The following is a 16,296-nucleotide window of genomic DNA, read 5'->3' as shown; positions in this document are numbered from 1 at the left end:
GGCAGGAAGGGCAGTCGCCCTCCAGCGTGAACGATTCGGCGCGGGCGATGATGGCGTCGGTCGCCAAACATCGCGATGATACTGCCGGCGCGATTGTCACGGGCGGGACAGCGACGGCGTACACGGTTTCGAGCTATCAGGTTTTCGACACGCTGGCGCGACTCAACGGCCAGATGATCGCGTTCACGCCGCACATTACGAACGGCGACACGGTAACGCTGAACGTTGACGGGCTCGGAGCGAGGCCTCTGCGCAGCGCACCAAATGCCGAGCTAGTTGCCGGAACGCTGGTGCAGGGCACGCCTTACACGGCGCTCTATAGCAACGCGGATGGCGCGTTCTATCTGCGGGGCTACTTTACCAGCCCATTCAACGTGCCGTTCCTGGGGGGAATGGATTATTGGGACACGATAGCGCCCAACAGCGCGTTCATCTTCCCGGCAGGGCAGGCGATTTCGCGGACCGTTTACGCGCGGGCTTTCGCGCGGTGGGGGACTACTTACGGCGTCGGCGACGGCTCGACCACGTTCAATGTTCCGGACAAAACCGGCCGCGTCTCCGCGATGAAAGAGGCTGCGGCGTCGCGGCTGACGGCAACCTATTTCGGCGGGAATTCGGCGAATATGGGCGCGGTGGGAGGATTGGAATCCAACAACGTCATCCTGACGCACAATCATACAGGTACGACTGGAAATGATACTCCGGACCACACGCACTCGGAACAAGCACCTTTGGCATTTGGGGCGAGCGGATCGGGCGTGGGCCTCAACGGCTCGACCCAAAGTGTCCAGACCGGTGGGGCGAGTACGCGACACGTCCACCCGTTTACTACGAACAACGCAGGTTCTGCTTCAGCGCACAACATCGTGCAACCGACGATTATCTGCAACTACATCATAAGGATTTTGTAGATCGGGAACCACCATCGCTGCGCGTCGAAGTCGTGGTTGCGGTTCGCAATGCCGTCGTGAGCCGATTGGATCAAGCAAAAGAAAAGCGTGATCGCAAATAGAGCCCCGAAACCGTCAAGCCACGCCCGAACGTCGGGCCTGATCCAATATCGAACCTTGAGAAAGGCGGAAATCGCGTAACGCATTGCTCGTCAGTATCACAACCCCGCCGGGAACAGCAATCCGGGGAATCACTTTCCGCCGCCCCTCATTGTCGGGCGGCTTTTTCATGGGGAATCGACAATTGGCGGACGGAATTGGCCGCGATCTGGGGGAAACAAGCCAAAGCTCGCGCCCGCCAAACAAGTTCACAACCGACGCGTCGTCAACCTGAGCATCATGACAAATCTGATCCTTCTTACCGAATCGAACGCCAAGCGCTGGGCCGCCGCCAGGCTGACCCGCAATTTCACGACTGTTGCCCGGCGGCTGGTCGCGCCGGCTGCCAAGGCGAGATACCAGGCCGTATCCGCCAGAACCGGCGTTCCTTGGCCGGCTATTGCCGTCATCCACGAGCGCGAGTGCTCACAGGATTGGACCGGATCGCTGGCGCAGGGCGATCCCTGGAACAGGGTTTCGGTCCATGTGCCTGCCGGCCGCGGCCCCTTCAGGTCGTGGGAAGAGGCAGCTATGGATGCACTGGTCAATTGCGCGCCTTACGCGGCGCGCAACACGGACTGGAGCGCCGGGGGCACGCTGACGCTGCTCGAGCGATACAATGGGCTCGGCTACGCGGCGCGAGGGCGGCCTTCGCCCTATGTCTGGTCCGGCACCGATCAATATTCCTGCGGAAAATATGTCCGCGACGGGGTCTATGACCCGAACGTCGTCGATCGCCAGCTCGGCTGCGCCGGCATGCTCAAGGCCATGATGGCGCTTGATCCCACCATCACGTTCACGGGTGCGCCGATTACGCCCGCGGCTTCCGTCAAGCCGATCCCGGCTGAAAAGCCCGCCACGCCATCCATCACCAACCCGTCGCAAGGTTCGATCGGGGCGTTCATCGCCAACATTTTCAACGTGGTTTTCAGGAGGAAAGCATGATCAGCACATGGAACGAGGTCAAGGCATGGTTCAAGGATTCCGTGACGATCCTCTGGGCGCGTATCCAATACGTCGTCGGCATCGTTGGCGCAGGCCTCATCGCGGCCTTCTCGGGATACGACTTCACGCAGCTATCGAGCCTGGACGCCAGGTCGGCGTTCAAGATGCTGGCCTTTGCAGCGCTGGCCGGCGTGATCACCGAAGCCTGCCGCCGCCGGACGCTCTGACATGAAAATCGTGCTCGCCCTGCTGGCTTGGACGGCCGTGCTGGCCGGCGGATGGGTGATCTGGATGGCGAGCCAGCTCTATCAGGTCCGGCCGGGCGTGTTCGGCGCTGAAGGGTTGGCGGTCGTGTTCGCGGTATGGATGACGCTGGAGACGCGCAAATGTGGATGACCATCATCAGTTTCATCGGCGGCCCGGTCGTCAAGGGTCTGATCGAAGGTTACAAAGCGAAGCTTGCTGCCGGTAACACCTCGGAGAAAATCGCGAGTGAGACGGCATCAGCCGAGATCGCCGCACAGGTCTCCGAAACCGACGCCATCATGCGATATCGCATGGCCGAGATCGGGCGCTGGTACGAGCCCGACAAGCTGATGGGATATTTCGTCGCGGTCTATTTCGGAAAACTCTTGATCTGGGACAAGGTCCTCGGCCTTGGCAGGACCGATCCGCTCGCGGGCTTTGCGGCGATCACCTCGAATCTCGTGGTGTCGTTCTATTTCGCCAAGCGAGGTTTCGAGAACGTGGCGCGGATTATCAAGCGATGACAGGGATGCAGGCGGCGGATGTCAGGGCCATCGTCATCGAGACGCTGGCTGAACAGCAAAGGATTTGTCAAGACGACATCGACGCAGTGGTTCTCAAAGCCGTCGCAACGACACTGACTTCGTTTGGGATCGACGAAGACGATCGACGGGAGCTTCGTGCTGATTTTCAGCACCTGCGGCGCTGGCGAAGAAGCGTCGAGCAGGCACAGAGTTATACCTTCAAAGCAGTCGTCACGATGATCGTAACGGGGTTCGTCGGTGCCGTGTGGCTCGGCATCAAGGCGACGCTCGGCAAATGATCGGTTGACTTGCCGCACACGTAGACGAACTCGGATGCAGGTGCGACATGTATCAAATTCGCGAGGTTGACGGGAGCGAGGACGATATTGCGGACACACTTGCAGAACTTCATCAGTTGACGTTTCTTGACACCGCACCCGTTCCGCAATTCGATCAGGGGCACTGGTGGCTTGCGCTCTGCGGAACCAGGCCTGTCGCTTTCGCCGGCGTCATTTCGTCGACGCACGTTTTCAAAGCGGGCTATTTTTGCCGCGTGGGCGTGCTGGGCAAGCATTGCGGACGTCGGCTTCAGTTGCGCCTGATGCGAGCCATGGAGGCGCGCGCGCGTCTGAATGGATGGTGTGCGATCGTATCTGACACTACGGATAATATTTCGTCAGCCAATAACTTCATTCGCGCGGGTTACCGCCTGTTCAGCCCAACGCATCCCTGGGCCTGGCCGAACACGCTTTACTGGCGCAAGGACATGAAATAGCTGCTTGGCATTTCCATGCCTCAAAATGCCTCTACTCGCCCGGTGGCCATCGGCCGCCGGGCTTTTTTGCGTTTTTGAGCAGCCTCTTGCGGCGGAGTAGCCATGTTCCGTCCGCCTTGATCATTGGCCATCAGCCGGTAGACTGGCAAAGCGCGGGCGGCGTAAAGGCAACGAAGCAGGCGAGGAAACACATGGCGGAGTACGGCCGCAAGCCGGATGCAGGTTCACCCGCGGGGCCGGGCTCGGACAGCTATGACGCCATGGTTGCACGTGCCCAGGCCCTGATTCCGGAATTGCGCGATCGCGCGTCAAAGACGGAGGAGCTCCGACGCCTGCCGCCCGAGACCGAACGTGATTTGCATGACGCCGGCTTGTTCCGGGTCGTGCAGCCCAGGCGCGTCGGAGGTGCCGAGCTTGACTATGTGGCTCTGGTCGATTGCTCCGACGCATTGGCGCAGGCGGATGCTTCCGTAGCATGGAACTTCGCCAACCTTGCCAGCCACCACTGGATGCTGGGCATGTTCGACAAGCATGCGCAGGACGCGGTTTGGAGCAGGAATGCCGATGCGTTGATTGCCTCGTCCTTCATCTTTCCAGCCGGGCGCGCGAGAAAGGCGGAAGGGGGATACGTCTTGCGCGGTCATTGGCCGTTCTCCTCGGGTGTGGAATCCTGCGACTGGAACATGCTTGCAGGCGTGGTGTCCTCGGACGATGAGGCCGAGGGTATCGAATACCGGATATTCCTGCTCAACCGGAACGAATACAGGATCAACGACACCTGGAATGCGACGGGCCTGTGCGGTACCGGGTCGAACGATGTATGGGTCGAGGATTGCCTCGTTGCGGAGAACATGACCATCGCAGTCAGCGATCTGACCGGCGGACCGACGCCCGGAAGCGCCGTCAATCCAAACGCGCTCTATGCGCTACCGGTATTCTCGCTGTTTCCTTACGTCTTGTCGGGCGTCGGTTTGGGCAATGCGCAAGCCTGTCTCGATGATTACGTCGAGCTCGCGCGGCATCGGGCCTCGACCTACAATCGGGCCAAACTCAGCGATCTGCAGACGACCCAAATCAAGATCGCGGAAGCGTCCGCCAAGATCGATGCGGCTCGCCTCGTGATGCGTACGAACTGCATCGATGCGATGGCCGAGGCGAGGCGGGGCCATATTCCAGACCTCGCGGTCAAGACGAGGTTGCGGCGGGATGGCGCCTTCGCAGTGAACCTCTGCACCGAAGCGGTCTCGCTGTTGTTCGCGGCAAGTGGCGCACGCAGCCTGTTCACGTCAGGCGCGCTGCAGCGGCAGTTCCGCGACGCTCACGCCGTGAATTCGCACCTCGCATTCAATTTTGATGCGGCAGGAACCAACTATGGACGCGTGGCGCTTGGCCTGCCGTCCGAAAATCTGACGCTCTGAGGCCCGGCGGATGTCTGATGCACCCAAACATCCGGCCGATCCGGCCAATGAACTTGCCAGCGGCAACTCGGCGATTGACCCGCGGGATTTTCGCAATGCGCTCGGCACATTCGCCACTGGCGTCACCATTGTCACGGCAATGACCGCGGACGGGAGGCCGTATGGCGTTACCTGCAACTCCTTTGCATCGGTATCGCTCAATCCGCCGCTGGTGTTGTGGAGTCTCGGGATGTTTTCGCAGGGGCTTACGATCTTCCAGAACGCCAGCCATTTTGCGGTCAACGTTCTCGGAGCTTCCCAGCAGGCGCTGGCGTCGCAGTTCGCAAAGTCGTCGGATGACAAGTTCGCCGGCGTGAACTGGACGCCGGGGCTTGGCAACGCGCCGGTGTTGACCGATTGCGTCGCCAATTTCCAATGCCGCGCGGCCAATCGGTATTACGGCGGCGACCACATCATCTTCCTCGGCGCCGTCGAGGCCTATGCCTATAATCGGCGGGAACCCTTGCTGTTTGCGCGCGGTAGTTTCGGAAGGTTCATTGCTGGAGATGACAGTAAGTCCTCGTGAGCAAGCGCCGAATCTCGTTGGGCCGCCGACAAGCCTGCGGTAGACCGCAAATCTAGATCTCTGCCATCTCCGCGCGATACCAGTCGCCAATCTCGCTGGCTGTCATCAGGGCCACGCCGTCGTGACCCAGAACATAGTCGAGCAACGCCTCCAGATACTTGATACGATGCGGCACGCCCGTGATGTACGGGTGAACTGAGATTGCCATGATCCGCGCGTTCGATGCGCCTTCGAGATATAGACGATCGAACTGATCGGTGCAGCGTTTCAGGAATTGCTCGGAAGAAAGATGCTGAAGTGCGTGGATGACGATGTCGTTGGCTTCGATCGAATAGGGGATCGTCGTGATGGTGCCGTGGGGCGTGGCGATGTCCTGCGGCAGATCGTCGATCACCCAATCCGCGACGTACTCGATGCCGTTGAGGCGCAGCAGATCGAGGGTTTCCTCGGTCTCGGTGAGGCCCGGGCTTTCCCATGATCGCGGCGGCTTGCCTGCAAATTTCGAAATTGTCTCGACCGATCGTTTGATGGCATCCGCCTGATTCTCGACCTTGTGCATCGGCCCCTGCACGAAACCGTGGCCCATGAATTCAAAGCCGGCGTCGAGCGCAGCGGAGGCGACACGCGGGTAGGCGTTGCAGACATTGGCATTGAGCGCCAACGTCACGGGTATTTCGCGATCCGTCAGTGCCTTGAGCTGTCGCCAGAAGCCGGCGCGCATCCCGTATTCATGCCAGGACCAGTTCGGCACGTCGGGCAATAGCGGCTGGCCCATCGGCGGGCTCAGCACGGTGCGAGGCATCGCGTTCTCGATCCGCCACTCCTCGACATTGAGGATGACCCATACCGCGAGTTTCTTGCCGCCGGGAAGGGTGAGCTTCGGCCTGTCGACTTGTGCTTGATAGGGAATGCGATCGCTCAGCGCCACGGCAAGCTCCCCCGCGGATTACTCGGCGGCTTTGGAATCGCCGGATGCGCCGGCATTGATCCTCGGCATGACCTGTTCGGCCATCAGGACCATCGACTGTCGCCCCAGTTCGCGGTCTTTCCAGTCTTTGCCGGCATACAGCAACGTGCCGAAGGGTCCGGTCTCTTCCTGAAAGGCCAGCAGTTGATCCGCCACGCTGTCCGGCGTGCCATGAATGATCAGCTTGTCGCAGATCGACTCCAGCGTCACCTCGTCGTCCGGCTGATCGCGGCGGGTCTTGAACAGTTCGATGCGACCGCTTCGCTTCAGCTTGGTAAGCAACGAGCGATAATAGTAGACATAAGGTCCGTTTGGATCTGTGGCATAAGCCTTTGCGGTAGCTGCGTCCTTGGCTACGAACACGCTCTTGGCAACGCGCCAGTTCGCTGGATCCGCAGGACGGCCAGCGCGTTCGCATCCCTCTACGTATTTCGGCCAATGGCTCTTCACCCAGACCGGCATCAGGAAATTTGCCGAGATTGGTTCCCAACCGCGCGCGGCCGCTTCGGTCACACCCTTTGAGAACGGCGCCACCGCAGTGACCACGATCGGCGGGTGCGGCCGCTGCAGTGGGCGCGCAATGAAGCCCTGGCCGATGTCCTCGATCAGAGTCTTCTGCACCGATATACTCCAGAATTGACCTTGCAGATTATAGGGCGGCTCGCTGGCCCAGATCTGAAGCACCTGATTGATCGCCTCCAGGAACATGGCATTCCTGTCCGCCTCGAGATTGCCGAACACTTCCGCGTCCGACAGCAGACCACCCGGGCTGATACCGAAGATCAGTCGCCCGTCGAGCATGTGATCGAGCATCGCTATCGAGGCTGCAATCGCCGCCGGATGGGCGTTCGGCATGTTGACGGTGCCGGTGCCAAGTTTGATCTTGCTAGTTGCCGCGGCGAGCCATGCAATGAATGCGATGCAGGACGTGATGTTCTCGGCTCTGTCCGTGGTGTGCTCGCCGACATAGCCTTCGGTGAACCCAAGCTCATCAGCAAGCAGGAAAGCCTCTCGATCTTCCTTGAGCGAAAGCCGCCAATCCTTGTCGACAGGATGGATCGGCATCGTAAAGAACCCAAGCCTCATGGTTCGCTCTTCCCTAACGGCAGGCTTTTTATTTGCACAGAACGTGCGTCGTTCGTCGCTCGAAAACAAGCTCAAAGTCGAAATAATCATCTAACAAACTTGACCTTTGGCGGTCTCAGCCGTCTAATCTCGCGAAAATGTCGATAGTTGGCCGGGGAGGTCACGCCAAAAATGAAAGCCTCGGCTTTCGCCTACGCTCGCGCAACCAGCGTCGAAAATGCGCTGGAATTGTTGAGCGTGCATGGCGAAGCTGCCAAGCTATTGTCGGGCGGCCAGAGCCTGGTGCCGGCGATGAATCTGCGCCTGGTCGCGCCGGAACTCATTGTCGATATTGGCGAGCTGACCGAGTTGCGCGGGGTAGCGGTGAAGGGAGAGGTCCTCACCATCGGTGCGCTGACACGTCACGCTGATCTGTTGAAGTCGCGGGAAATAGCAGCCCATGCTCCCTTGCTAAAGGATGCGGTCGCCCATGTCGCCCATCCCGCGATCCGCAATCGCGGCACGATTGGGGGAGCCTTGCGCACGCTGATCCAGCTTCGGAACTGCCGGCCTGCATGCTCACGCTTGGCGCTACCATCATTGCCCGCGGACCGGGCGGCGAGCGGCGGATTGCGGCAAACGAGTTCTTCGTCGGGATCTACGAAACCGCGCTTACTCCGCAGGAACTGCTGGTTGCCGTCGAGCTGCCGGTGACTCCAAAGAACTCGACGCATTTCTTTCATGAGTTCGCCCGTCGGCATGGCGATTACGCCATTGTTGGCCTCGCAGCGCAGGCTTCCATCAAGGATGGGCGCTTTGCCGATCTTCGGCTTGGCTTCTTTGCCGTCGGCGATCGCCCGTTGCTGGCCAAGTCTGCCAGCAAGCTGGTCGATGTCGCCATCACGCCTGCGGTGTTGTCTGAGGCAGCTTCTGCATTGGACGATGAACTCGATCCGCTGGAGGATCACCAAGCGACACCCGCCATGCGTCGGCATCTGGCGAAGGTTCTGTTGACGCGCTGCGTGTCGTTACTGCTTGCCCGTCCTGATCTCCGTGCGGGAGCGTCAGCGTGACGGCTACGGTTGCGATTGCGTTGAGTGTCAATGGCGAGCTCGTCGAAGCGAATGTATTGCCGCGCCTGAATCTGGCAGATTTTCTTCGCGAGCATCTCAAGCTGACCGGCACGCATGTCGGATGCGAACATGGCGTGTGTGGGGCCTGCACGGTCCGCGTCAACGGCGACATCGTCCGCTCCTGCCTGATGCTCGCGGTTCAGACGCGCAATGCAGCGATCGAGACGATCGAGGGACTGTCCGATAGCGGCGAAATTGCCGATTTGCAGTCAGCATTCCGGGAGCGTAACGCACTTCAGTGCGGCTTCTGCACGCCGGGAATGCTGATGGCGGCGCAGGATCTGCTGAAGCAATCGCCGTGTCCGGATCGAGAGCGGATACGCGAGCATCTTTCCGGCAATTATTGTCGCTGTACCGGTTACCAGGCCATCGTCGACGCCATCGAGAGCACAGCGTGGGCGCGCACGGGACGCCGGCCATGACATCGGAGCGGGAAAATCCGCAAACACTTTCTGCGCTGGACCGCCCGAATTCCTATATCGGCAAGACAGTGTCGCGGCCGAACCTCGATCGGCTGATGCAGGGACGCGGGCTCTATGTCAGCGACATCGAGCTGCCGCGTATGGCGCATGCCGTGTTCCTACGCTCGCCGCACGCGCACGCGAGGATCGTTGGCATCGAGACTTCAGCGGCCAAGCAGATGCCCGGAGTTATCGCCGTCGTTTCAGGCAGGGAGCTATCGACCGTCATCACGCCGTGGGTTGGCGTGCTTTCGCATCTGAAGGGACTCAAATCCGCCCCGCAAAGTGCGATCGCCATCGACCGAGTGTGCTGGCAGGGTGAAGCGGTCGCTGCCGTGGTAGCGGCCAGCCGCGCACAGGCCGAGGACGCCGCAGAGCATGTCTTGGTTAAATATGAGGATCTGCACGCCGTAACGGATATGCGTACCGCGCTCGATCCGGCAACGCCTGTGATCCACGCCTCCCTCGGGGACAATCTGGCGTTTGAGCGCATTCACGACGCGGGCGCCGTCGACCAGGCCTTTGCCGAGTCCGACGAGGTGGTCGAAGCAGAGTTCGTTTTCGGACGGCACACCGGCGTGACGCTGGAGCCGCGCGCGGTGGTGGCAGACTGGAACGCCGCGGAAGCCAGGCTGACCATCTATCAAGGCACGCAGGCGCCGCATATGGTGCAGAATATCGCGGCGCTCCATCTTGGCTTGAAGGAATCGCAGGTCCGCGTCGTCTGCAAGGACGTCGGCGGCTCCTTCGGTATCAAGGTCCATATCTATGCCGACGAGATGGCGACCTACGCACTATCCAAACTCCTGCGGCGTCCGGTCAAGTTCGTCGCCGACCGGGTCGAGAGCTTCAACACCGATATTCATGCCCGCGACCATCGCTGCAAGGGAAAGATCGGCGTCAAGCGCGATGGTACGATCATGGCATTCGAGATCGACGATCTTACGGGCATCGGGCCTTATTCGATGTACCCGCGCACCAGCGCGATCGAGGCCAATCAGGTCGTCAATCTGGTCGGCGGGCCCTATGTGACCGGAAATTACCGGGCCCACGCCCGCGTCGTATTCCAGAACAAGAACGTGATGTGCCAGTACCGTGCCGTTGGCCATCCGATCGCCTGTTCGGTGACGGAGGGCCTGGTCGATCTGGCGGCGATGAAGATTGCCATGGATCCGGTTGAAATCCGTCGGCGCAATCTGATTGCCGACGACGCCTACCCCTGCGCCTCGCCATCAGGTCTGCGCTTCGAGCAGCTGTCGCACCATGCGGCGCTCGCCAAGCTCGTCCAAATGATGGACTACGATGCGTTGCGCGCTGAGCAGGCTGCCTTGCGAGTGAAGAACATCCATCGTGGCATCGGCATCGCTAGCTTCATCGAGGTTACCAACCCGAGCGCGGCATTTTATGGCGTAGGCGGTGCGAAGATATCCTCGCAGGACGGTGTCGCGGTGCGGCTTGATGCGCAGGGGTCAGTGATCTGCCAAACGAGTATCACCGAGCAAGGACAGGGATCGGAATCGCTTACCGCGCAGATCGTTGGAAGCGTGCTTGGCGTCTCGATGGATCGCGTCCGCGTGATCCTGGGCGATACGGATAACACGCCGTATGGCGGGGGCACTTGGGCCTCGCGTGGTGCCGGCATTGGCGGCGAGGCCGCACTGCAGGCCACCAAGGTTCTGCGGAAAAACATACTCGACGTCGCATCCGCCATCCTCCAGTCTATGCCGGGCGAACTCGACATCGTCAACAACGCGGTAGTGAATGTCGTCGATGGCGCGCCGCGGATCGATCTGAGCGAGCTCGCGCGAATTGTCTATTTCCGCCCCGACACGCTGCCGCCGGGTATTCAGCCCGAATTGATGGCGACCAGGCACTTTGTGCCGCGCGAATATCCCTTCGCCTTCACCAATGGCGTTCAGGCCTCATGGCTGGAGCTTGATCCCGATACGGGTTTTGTGAAGCTGCTGAAGCACTGGGTGGTCGAGGATTGCGGCACGATCATCAACCCGCAACTGGTTGATGAGCAGATCAGAGGCGGCGTGGTGCAGGGGCTTGGCGCCGCGCTATTCGAGAAATGCGTATATGACGAACGTGGCCAACTCACCAACGCAAATATGGCCGACTATCTGGTTCCGATGTCCGGTGAAATGCCGGACATCGACGTCGGACATGTGGTTACACCGACCCTCGAATCGGAATTGGGCGCGAAGGGCGCAGGGGAAGCCGGCACGGCAGGTGCGGCGGCCGCCGTGACCAATGCGGTCAATGACGCGCTCAGGCCGTTTGGGACAATCATCACGGAAATCCCCCTGACGCCTCAAGTTATTCTGACCGCCTTGGGACGCATCTAATGCGACCGCGATAAGTTTGAACAGGAGGGGCAGGACGGACGTTGATGGCGCGCCGGGCGGTGCTGCGGCCTTCCCCGCAACGCGCTGTCGCAAAACCTTCATACGCGGCTATACGTCACACCGATTGGTGATTAGATCGTCGATTGCTGCCCTAACCTGGAGTGCCCCCATGAAGACCGCCCGTTTTGTTCTTGCCTTGCTGGCGCTGTTGCTAATCGCGCCCTGGCAATCCGCCAAAGCGGCCGACGTCATCTGCTACAATTGCCCGCCGGAATGGGCGGACTGGGCTTCCATGCTCAAGGCCCTCAAAGCCGACCTCAACTACGATATCCCGCATGACAACAAGAATTCCGGCCAAGCGCTTGCTCAGATACTTGCCGAGAAGAATAACCCGGTGGGCGATATCGGCTATTTTGGTGTCACCTTTGGTATGAAGGCCAAGACGCAGGATGCGCTTGAGCCTTACAAGCCGGCGAAATGGGACCAGGTCCCCGCCGGCCCGAAGGATGCCGACGGTTACTGGATCACGCTTCATTCCGGCACGCTTGGCCTGTTCGTGAACAAGGACGCGCTTGGCGGCAAGCCGGTGCCGGCCTGCTGGAAGGATCTCCTGAAGCCCGACTATAAAGGGATGGTCGGTTATCTCGATCCGTCGTCGGCCGCCGTCGGGTATGTCGGTGCGGTCGCGATCAATCTGGCGCTCGGTGGCTCCGAAGCGAACTTCGATCCCGCGATCAACTTCTTCAAGGACCTGCGGAAGAACGACCCGATCGTCCCCAAGCAGACTTCCTATGCCCGCGTCGTTTCTGGCGAGATGCCGATCCTGTTCGATTATGATTTCAACGCCTATCGCGCGAAATACTCCGAGAAGGGCAATTTTGAATTCGTGATCCCCTGCGAGGGGTCGGTGGTGTTTCCCTATGTCGCCGGCCTCGTCAAGAACGCGCCCAACAAGGACAAGGCCAGGAAGGTGCTGGACTATCTTTTGTCGGACAAGGGACAGGCGATCTGGACCAACGCCTACCTTCGGCCGGCGCGGCCGATCGATCTGCCCGAGGCGGTGAAGAAGAAATTCCTGCCTGACAGCGAATATGCGCGTGCGAAGAACGTCGACTGGGGCCAGATGGAAAACATGCAAAAAGGCTTTGTCGATCGCTATCTCGCCGAGGTTCGCTGAGGCAATATGGCGCCTCTCGCCGGGGCACCGCTTTTCTGATGTCGCATAGGTCTTTTGTCTGGTCATGCCTGCTGCCGCTTGCTGTAGTGACGGCGGCATTTTTCCTGTTGCCGATGGCGCGGCTTGTTGTAACGGGAGCAGCAGGACCGCAGGGGCTCGCGGGGTATCTCGCGATCCTGACCGAGCCGCGTTACCGTGCGACCCTCCTCAACACGGTCTTGCTAGCCACCGCGACCACCATTGTGACCCTGATCGTGGCGACGGTCACCGGGATGTTCCTGCAGCGGCATCGTTTCCCCGGCCGCGCCATTCTGATTGCGATGCTGACCTTTCCTCTGGCGTTTCCTGGTGTGGTGGTCGGCTTCATGATCATTCTTCTCGCCGGTCGACAGGGCCTGATCGGCGATTTCTCGAACCGCGTGTTTGGCGAGAAGCTTGTCTTTGCCTATTCGATCTACGGGTTGTTTCTTGGATATCTGTATTTCTCCATCCCGCGCGTCATCCTCACCATCATGGCCGCGGTGCAGAAGCTTGATACAGGCCTGGAAGAAGCCGCGCGCTCGCTTGGCGCGAGCCCTTGGGCAGTGCAGCGTGATGTCGTCCTGCCGGCCCTGGCGCCGGCCTTCGCCGCCTCCGGCGCAATTGCGTTTGCGACCGCGATGGGGGCGTTCGGAACGGCGTTTACGCTGGCGACGAACATCGATGTGCTGCCGATGCTGATCTATACCGAATTCACGCTGGCTGCGAATTTCTCGATCTCGGCCGCGCTATCGGTCGGGCTCGGCATCATTACCTGGCTTATTCTTGCGCTCGCCCGCTCCTTCAGCGGAAGTGCCGTTGCGGCGGCCGGATGAGACCATGCGTGATCGCCTGATCTTCATCGGCCAGTTCATCTTCACCCTGCTGGTAGCCGGCTTCCTGGTGGTGCCCGCGATTCTGTCGATCTCGGCCGGCGTCACCGTGAATTACTTCCGCGGCATCCAATCCGGCGTAACCTTGCAATGGGTTGTGCAGGTATGGGAGCTTTATGCGGGCACCATCCTGCTTTCATTCGTGGTTGCATTTGCAACTCTTGCAGTGACGCTCGTCGCAGGCGTTCCAGCCGCCTATGCCCTGCATGTGCGGGGAGGCCGGCTGTCGCGGATCGTCGAGGAGATCATCACCCTGCCGTTGGCGATCCCTGGCCTGGCCATCGCACTGGCATTGCTCTTGACCTATGGAGGTTTCGGCGACTTTCGCCGCTCCTGGCTGTTCATTCTCGCAGGCCATGTCATCTTCACGATGCCCTTCATGGTGCGATCGGTGATGGCTGTGTTCGCGACCGTCGACATTAAAACGCTGGATGAGGGTGCGGCTTCGCTCGGCGCATCGCCGTGGCGGCGGTTCCGCGACGTGATCGTCCCCAATGCTCTGCCCGGTATATTGGCGGTCAGCCTGATGGTCGTGACGCTGTCGCTCGGTGAATTCAACCTGACCTGGATGCTGCACACGCCATTGACCAAGACATTGCCGATCGGGCTCGCCGACAGCTATGCCTCGATGCGGCTGGAAGTGGCCTCGGCCTATACGCTGATCTTCTTCGTGATGATCATTCCGCTGCTGGTCGCCATGCAATTGTTTGCCGAGAAGGAACAGAAGAGATGAGTGCGCAGGCCGGACACGGCGCCTCGGCGCGCATCGAGGCCTGCGGCAAGACCTTCGCCGACGGAACGCGCGCGCTTGAGCCTGCAACTCTCGAGATCGCCCGTGGTGAAACGCTGGTGCTGCTCGGTCCCTCCGGCTGCGGCAAGACCACCATGCTGCGCATTATCGCCGGCCTCGAACTGCCCGATGCTGGCGGCAGGGTGCTGTTCAACGGCAAAGACATGACGGCGGTGCCGATCGAACGGCGCAACGTCGGCATGGTATTTCAGTCCTATGCGCTTTTCCCCAATATGACCGTATCCGATAATATCGGTTATGGATTGAAGATCCGCGGCGTATCGAAAAAGGAGCGGGCGGCTCGCGTTGCCGAACTGGTGGCGCTGACCAATATCTCCGGGCTGGAGAACCGCCGGATCGACCAGCTTTCAGGAGGCCAGCGGCAGCGGGTGGCGCTGGCGCGCGCGGTAGCGATCCGGCCGGGCATCCTGTTGCTCGACGAACCGCTGACGGCGCTCGATGCCGCCCTGCGTGACCGGCTGCGCGGCGAGCTGAACCGCCTGCTGCGTGCGCTCGGCATCACCACGATTTACGTGACACACGATCAGTCCGAGGCCATGGAGCTCGGCGACCGTGTCGTGGTCATGCAGAAGGGAAAGATTGCCCAGATCGGCACGCCGCGCGAGATCTACTTCACGCCGAACAGTCGCTTTGTCGCCGAATTCATCGGCGCGGCGAATATCGTCGAGGCGGCCATCGAGAATGGTCACTTGGTCTTGCCGGGCGGATGTCAGCCGATTGACGGCGATGCAAATATGCCGGCCGCAGTGGCGATGATTCGCCCCGAGACCATACGCGTGATGGCGGCTGAAAGCGCGCCGCTTTCAGGTATAATCGACAGCGTCAGCTTCATTGGTGACAGGCAACGGCTGGTGGTCAGCGGCGTGTCTAACAGGTCGCTCACCGTCGATGCGCCGAATACGGTCCGGGCCAAGTCCGGCGAACGGATCGGATTATCGATTTCGCCGGACGCAGTCCGTCTGTTGCCGCCCGAAAGCTGAGAAAGTCGATGTCGCCAATGCCGGTCCATATTGCCCAGATTTCTGATCTGCACATCAAGCCGCCGGGAGCGCTTGCCTATGGCAAGGTGGATACTGCAAAGGCGCTCGAACGTTGCATTGCCGCCCTGAACGAATTCAGGCCTGCGCCCGATTTTGTAGTGGTCTCCGGCGATCTGGCGGACACGCCGACGGCCGAGGAGTATCAATATCTCAATCGGCTGCTGGCGCCGCTCAAGCTTCCGTTCGCCGGCATTCCCGGCAATCACGATTCGCGCGAATTGATGCGTGCCGCGTTTCCTTCCGCGTCCTATGCCTTCGTATCAGGGCCGCTCAATCAGAGGATCGAGGTTGCCGGGCTCGATCTGCTGTTGCTGGATTCAAGCGTACATCGGAAGCCGCATGGCGAACTCGATGAACCCACCTTACAATGGCTTGACGGGATGCTGGCTTCGTCGCTCGACCGGCCCGCGCTGCTGTTTCTGCACCATCCGCCGTTCAAGGCCGGCATTTGGCACATGGACCGTCAGAATCTCCTCAATGCAAGCGAACTCGCGCCCATCGTGCGTCGTCATCCCCGCGTGCAATTGATCGCAACTGGACATGTGCACCGCGCGGCACTGGCCACGTTTGCGGGCGTGCCGACCACGATCTGTCCCGCCCCCAACCATGCCGTCGATCTCGATCTGGCCGAACTGCGCGAACCTTCGTTCAAGGTGGAGCCGCCGGCCTTCCATCTCCATAGCTGGTTTCCGAGTGAGGGATTCGGCACGGTCGTTACCCATCAAGTCCCGATAGGCACGTTCGACGGCCCACATCCGTTTTTTGGGCCAGATGGGAAGCTGCTGTAGCCGTGCGGCATTTCCCGGCCGGACCGATTGCATAAGCCGAACATCGGGCGCAATCTTTCCCAAATAGCGG

The 16,296-nt window shown here is 60.5% G+C and carries 19 protein-coding genes and 1 pseudogene; 18 read left to right on the top strand and 2 right to left on the bottom strand.

The window, feature by feature from the left end; genetic code table 11:
* Positions 1–26: 26 nt before the first annotated feature.
* The 9 genes from ACFXS9_RS05925 (at position 27) to ACFXS9_RS05885 (ending at position 5,522) form a co-directional block, all read left to right on the top strand.
* Positions 27–911 (top strand): tail fiber protein, encoded by an 885-nt coding sequence (locus ACFXS9_RS05925; protein WP_392686071.1) that lies wholly within the window; start codon positions 27–29, stop codon positions 909–911.
* Positions 912–1,289: 378 nt separating this feature from the next.
* Positions 1,290–1,994: a hypothetical protein gene (locus tag ACFXS9_RS05920; protein WP_392686069.1), complete on the top strand. Its 705-nt coding sequence runs from the start codon at positions 1,290–1,292 to the stop codon at positions 1,992–1,994.
* Entirely contained in the window at positions 1,991–2,221 is a 231-nt protein-coding gene (locus ACFXS9_RS05915) for a hypothetical protein (RefSeq protein WP_213284891.1), read from the top strand. Before ACFXS9_RS05920 ends, ACFXS9_RS05915 begins: the two co-directional genes overlap by 4 nt.
* Before the next feature lies 1 nt (position 2,222).
* On the top strand, positions 2,223–2,390 hold the full coding sequence (locus tag ACFXS9_RS05910) for a hypothetical protein (protein WP_392686066.1): 168 nt from the start codon (positions 2,223–2,225) through the stop codon (positions 2,388–2,390).
* Complete coding sequence (locus ACFXS9_RS05905) at positions 2,381–2,764, top strand: hypothetical protein (protein ID WP_392686063.1); 384 nt, start codon at positions 2,381–2,383, stop codon at positions 2,762–2,764. The genes ACFXS9_RS05910 and ACFXS9_RS05905 overlap by 10 nt, the downstream gene beginning before the upstream one ends.
* On the top strand, positions 2,761–3,063 hold the full coding sequence (locus ACFXS9_RS05900) for a hypothetical protein (RefSeq protein ID WP_392686061.1): 303 nt from the start codon (positions 2,761–2,763) through the stop codon (positions 3,061–3,063). Before ACFXS9_RS05905 ends, ACFXS9_RS05900 begins: the two co-directional genes overlap by 4 nt.
* 47 nt (positions 3,064–3,110) lie before the next feature.
* On the top strand, positions 3,111–3,539 hold the full coding sequence (locus ACFXS9_RS05895) for a GNAT family N-acetyltransferase (protein ID WP_213284888.1): 429 nt from the start codon (positions 3,111–3,113) through the stop codon (positions 3,537–3,539).
* A 191-nt stretch (positions 3,540–3,730) separates the two neighbouring features.
* On the top strand, positions 3,731–4,957 hold the full coding sequence (locus ACFXS9_RS05890) for an acyl-CoA dehydrogenase family protein (RefSeq protein ID WP_392686057.1): 1,227 nt from the start codon (positions 3,731–3,733) through the stop codon (positions 4,955–4,957).
* A gap of 10 nt (positions 4,958–4,967) precedes the next feature.
* Positions 4,968–5,522, top strand: a complete 555-nt coding sequence (locus ACFXS9_RS05885) for a flavin reductase family protein (RefSeq protein ID WP_392686054.1) — start codon at positions 4,968–4,970, stop codon at positions 5,520–5,522.
* 52 nt (positions 5,523–5,574) lie between these two features.
* On the opposite strand, the gene ACFXS9_RS05880 is transcribed toward ACFXS9_RS05885, so the two are convergent.
* Positions 5,575–6,450 carry a polysaccharide deacetylase family protein gene (locus tag ACFXS9_RS05880; RefSeq protein ID WP_392686051.1) on the bottom strand — a complete coding sequence of 292 codons (876 nt, stop codon included), beginning with the start codon at positions 6,448–6,450 and terminating at the stop codon, positions 5,575–5,577.
* Between the two features lie 18 nt (positions 6,451–6,468).
* A complete protein-coding gene (locus ACFXS9_RS05875) occupies positions 6,469–7,575 on the bottom strand; it encodes an LLM class flavin-dependent oxidoreductase (protein ID WP_392686049.1) in 1,107 nt (368 codons plus the stop codon).
* Between the two features lie 171 nt (positions 7,576–7,746).
* On the opposite strand from ACFXS9_RS05875, the pseudogene ACFXS9_RS05870 reads away from it, so the two are divergent.
* The 9 genes and pseudogenes from ACFXS9_RS05870 to ACFXS9_RS05830 all read left to right on the top strand — a co-directional run.
* Positions 7,747–8,207 (top strand): annotated as a pseudogene (locus tag ACFXS9_RS05870) (FAD binding domain-containing protein); the annotation flags it as partial.
* A 57-nt stretch (positions 8,208–8,264) separates the two neighbouring features.
* Positions 8,265–8,627, top strand: a complete 363-nt coding sequence (locus tag ACFXS9_RS05865) for a hypothetical protein (protein ID WP_392687283.1) — start codon at positions 8,265–8,267, stop codon at positions 8,625–8,627.
* Entirely contained in the window at positions 8,624–9,109 is a 486-nt protein-coding gene (locus tag ACFXS9_RS05860) for a (2Fe-2S)-binding protein (protein WP_392686046.1), read from the top strand. The genes ACFXS9_RS05865 and ACFXS9_RS05860 overlap by 4 nt, the downstream gene beginning before the upstream one ends.
* Positions 9,106–11,499 carry a xanthine dehydrogenase family protein molybdopterin-binding subunit gene (locus ACFXS9_RS05855; RefSeq protein ID WP_392686043.1) on the top strand — a complete coding sequence of 798 codons (2,394 nt, stop codon included), beginning with the start codon at positions 9,106–9,108 and terminating at the stop codon, positions 11,497–11,499. The genes ACFXS9_RS05860 and ACFXS9_RS05855 overlap by 4 nt, the downstream gene beginning before the upstream one ends.
* A 169-nt stretch (positions 11,500–11,668) precedes the next feature.
* Positions 11,669–12,676: an ABC transporter substrate-binding protein gene (locus ACFXS9_RS05850; protein WP_392686041.1), complete on the top strand. Its 1,008-nt coding sequence runs from the start codon at positions 11,669–11,671 to the stop codon at positions 12,674–12,676.
* A 38-nt stretch (positions 12,677–12,714) separates the two neighbouring features.
* Positions 12,715–13,530, top strand: a complete 816-nt coding sequence (locus tag ACFXS9_RS05845; RefSeq protein ID WP_392686038.1) for an ABC transporter permease — start codon at positions 12,715–12,717, stop codon at positions 13,528–13,530.
* A 4-nt stretch (positions 13,531–13,534) separates the two neighbouring features.
* Positions 13,535–14,320, top strand: a complete 786-nt coding sequence (locus ACFXS9_RS05840; RefSeq protein WP_392686035.1) for an ABC transporter permease — start codon at positions 13,535–13,537, stop codon at positions 14,318–14,320.
* Positions 14,317–15,378: an ABC transporter ATP-binding protein gene (locus ACFXS9_RS05835; protein ID WP_392686032.1), complete on the top strand. Its 1,062-nt coding sequence runs from the start codon at positions 14,317–14,319 to the stop codon at positions 15,376–15,378. The genes ACFXS9_RS05840 and ACFXS9_RS05835 overlap by 4 nt, the downstream gene beginning before the upstream one ends.
* An 8-nt stretch (positions 15,379–15,386) precedes the next feature.
* Complete coding sequence (locus tag ACFXS9_RS05830; protein ID WP_392686029.1) at positions 15,387–16,226, top strand: phosphodiesterase; 840 nt, start codon at positions 15,387–15,389, stop codon at positions 16,224–16,226.
* The last annotated feature ends 70 nt before the right edge of the window (positions 16,227–16,296 follow it).

The sequence above is a fragment of the Bradyrhizobium sp. RDI18 genome, from assembly GCF_043203335.1.
Classification (GTDB): Bacteria; Pseudomonadota; Alphaproteobacteria; order Rhizobiales; family Xanthobacteraceae; genus Bradyrhizobium; species Bradyrhizobium retamae.
Note: the sequence above shows the minus strand (reverse complement) of the source record. Positions and strands in the feature narration are given on the sequence as shown.

Coding starts and splice junctions, on each gene's coding strand:
- ACFXS9_RS05920 (WP_392686069.1), top strand. CDS start 1,290: ATGACAAATCTGATCCTTCTTACCGAATCGAACGCCAAGCGCTGGGCC.
- ACFXS9_RS05915 (WP_213284891.1), top strand. CDS start 1,991: ATGATCAGCACATGGAACGAGGTCAAGGCATGGTTCAAGGATTCCGTG.
- ACFXS9_RS05910 (WP_392686066.1), top strand. CDS start 2,223: ATGAAAATCGTGCTCGCCCTGCTGGCTTGGACGGCCGTGCTGGCCGGC.
- ACFXS9_RS05905 (WP_392686063.1), top strand. CDS start 2,381: ATGTGGATGACCATCATCAGTTTCATCGGCGGCCCGGTCGTCAAGGGT.
- ACFXS9_RS05900 (WP_392686061.1), top strand. CDS start 2,761: ATGACAGGGATGCAGGCGGCGGATGTCAGGGCCATCGTCATCGAGACG.
- ACFXS9_RS05895 (WP_213284888.1), top strand. CDS start 3,111: ATGTATCAAATTCGCGAGGTTGACGGGAGCGAGGACGATATTGCGGAC.
- ACFXS9_RS05890 (WP_392686057.1), top strand. CDS start 3,731: ATGGCGGAGTACGGCCGCAAGCCGGATGCAGGTTCACCCGCGGGGCCG.
- ACFXS9_RS05885 (WP_392686054.1), top strand. CDS start 4,968: ATGTCTGATGCACCCAAACATCCGGCCGATCCGGCCAATGAACTTGCC.
- ACFXS9_RS05875 (WP_392686049.1), bottom strand. CDS start 7,575: ATGAGGCTTGGGTTCTTTACGATGCCGATCCATCCTGTCGACAAGGAT.
- ACFXS9_RS05855 (WP_392686043.1), top strand. CDS start 9,106: ATGACATCGGAGCGGGAAAATCCGCAAACACTTTCTGCGCTGGACCGC.
- ACFXS9_RS05850 (WP_392686041.1), top strand. CDS start 11,669: ATGAAGACCGCCCGTTTTGTTCTTGCCTTGCTGGCGCTGTTGCTAATC.
- ACFXS9_RS05845 (WP_392686038.1), top strand. CDS start 12,715: ATGTCGCATAGGTCTTTTGTCTGGTCATGCCTGCTGCCGCTTGCTGTA.
- ACFXS9_RS05840 (WP_392686035.1), top strand. CDS start 13,535: ATGCGTGATCGCCTGATCTTCATCGGCCAGTTCATCTTCACCCTGCTG.
- ACFXS9_RS05835 (WP_392686032.1), top strand. CDS start 14,317: ATGAGTGCGCAGGCCGGACACGGCGCCTCGGCGCGCATCGAGGCCTGC.
- ACFXS9_RS05830 (WP_392686029.1), top strand. CDS start 15,387: ATGTCGCCAATGCCGGTCCATATTGCCCAGATTTCTGATCTGCACATC.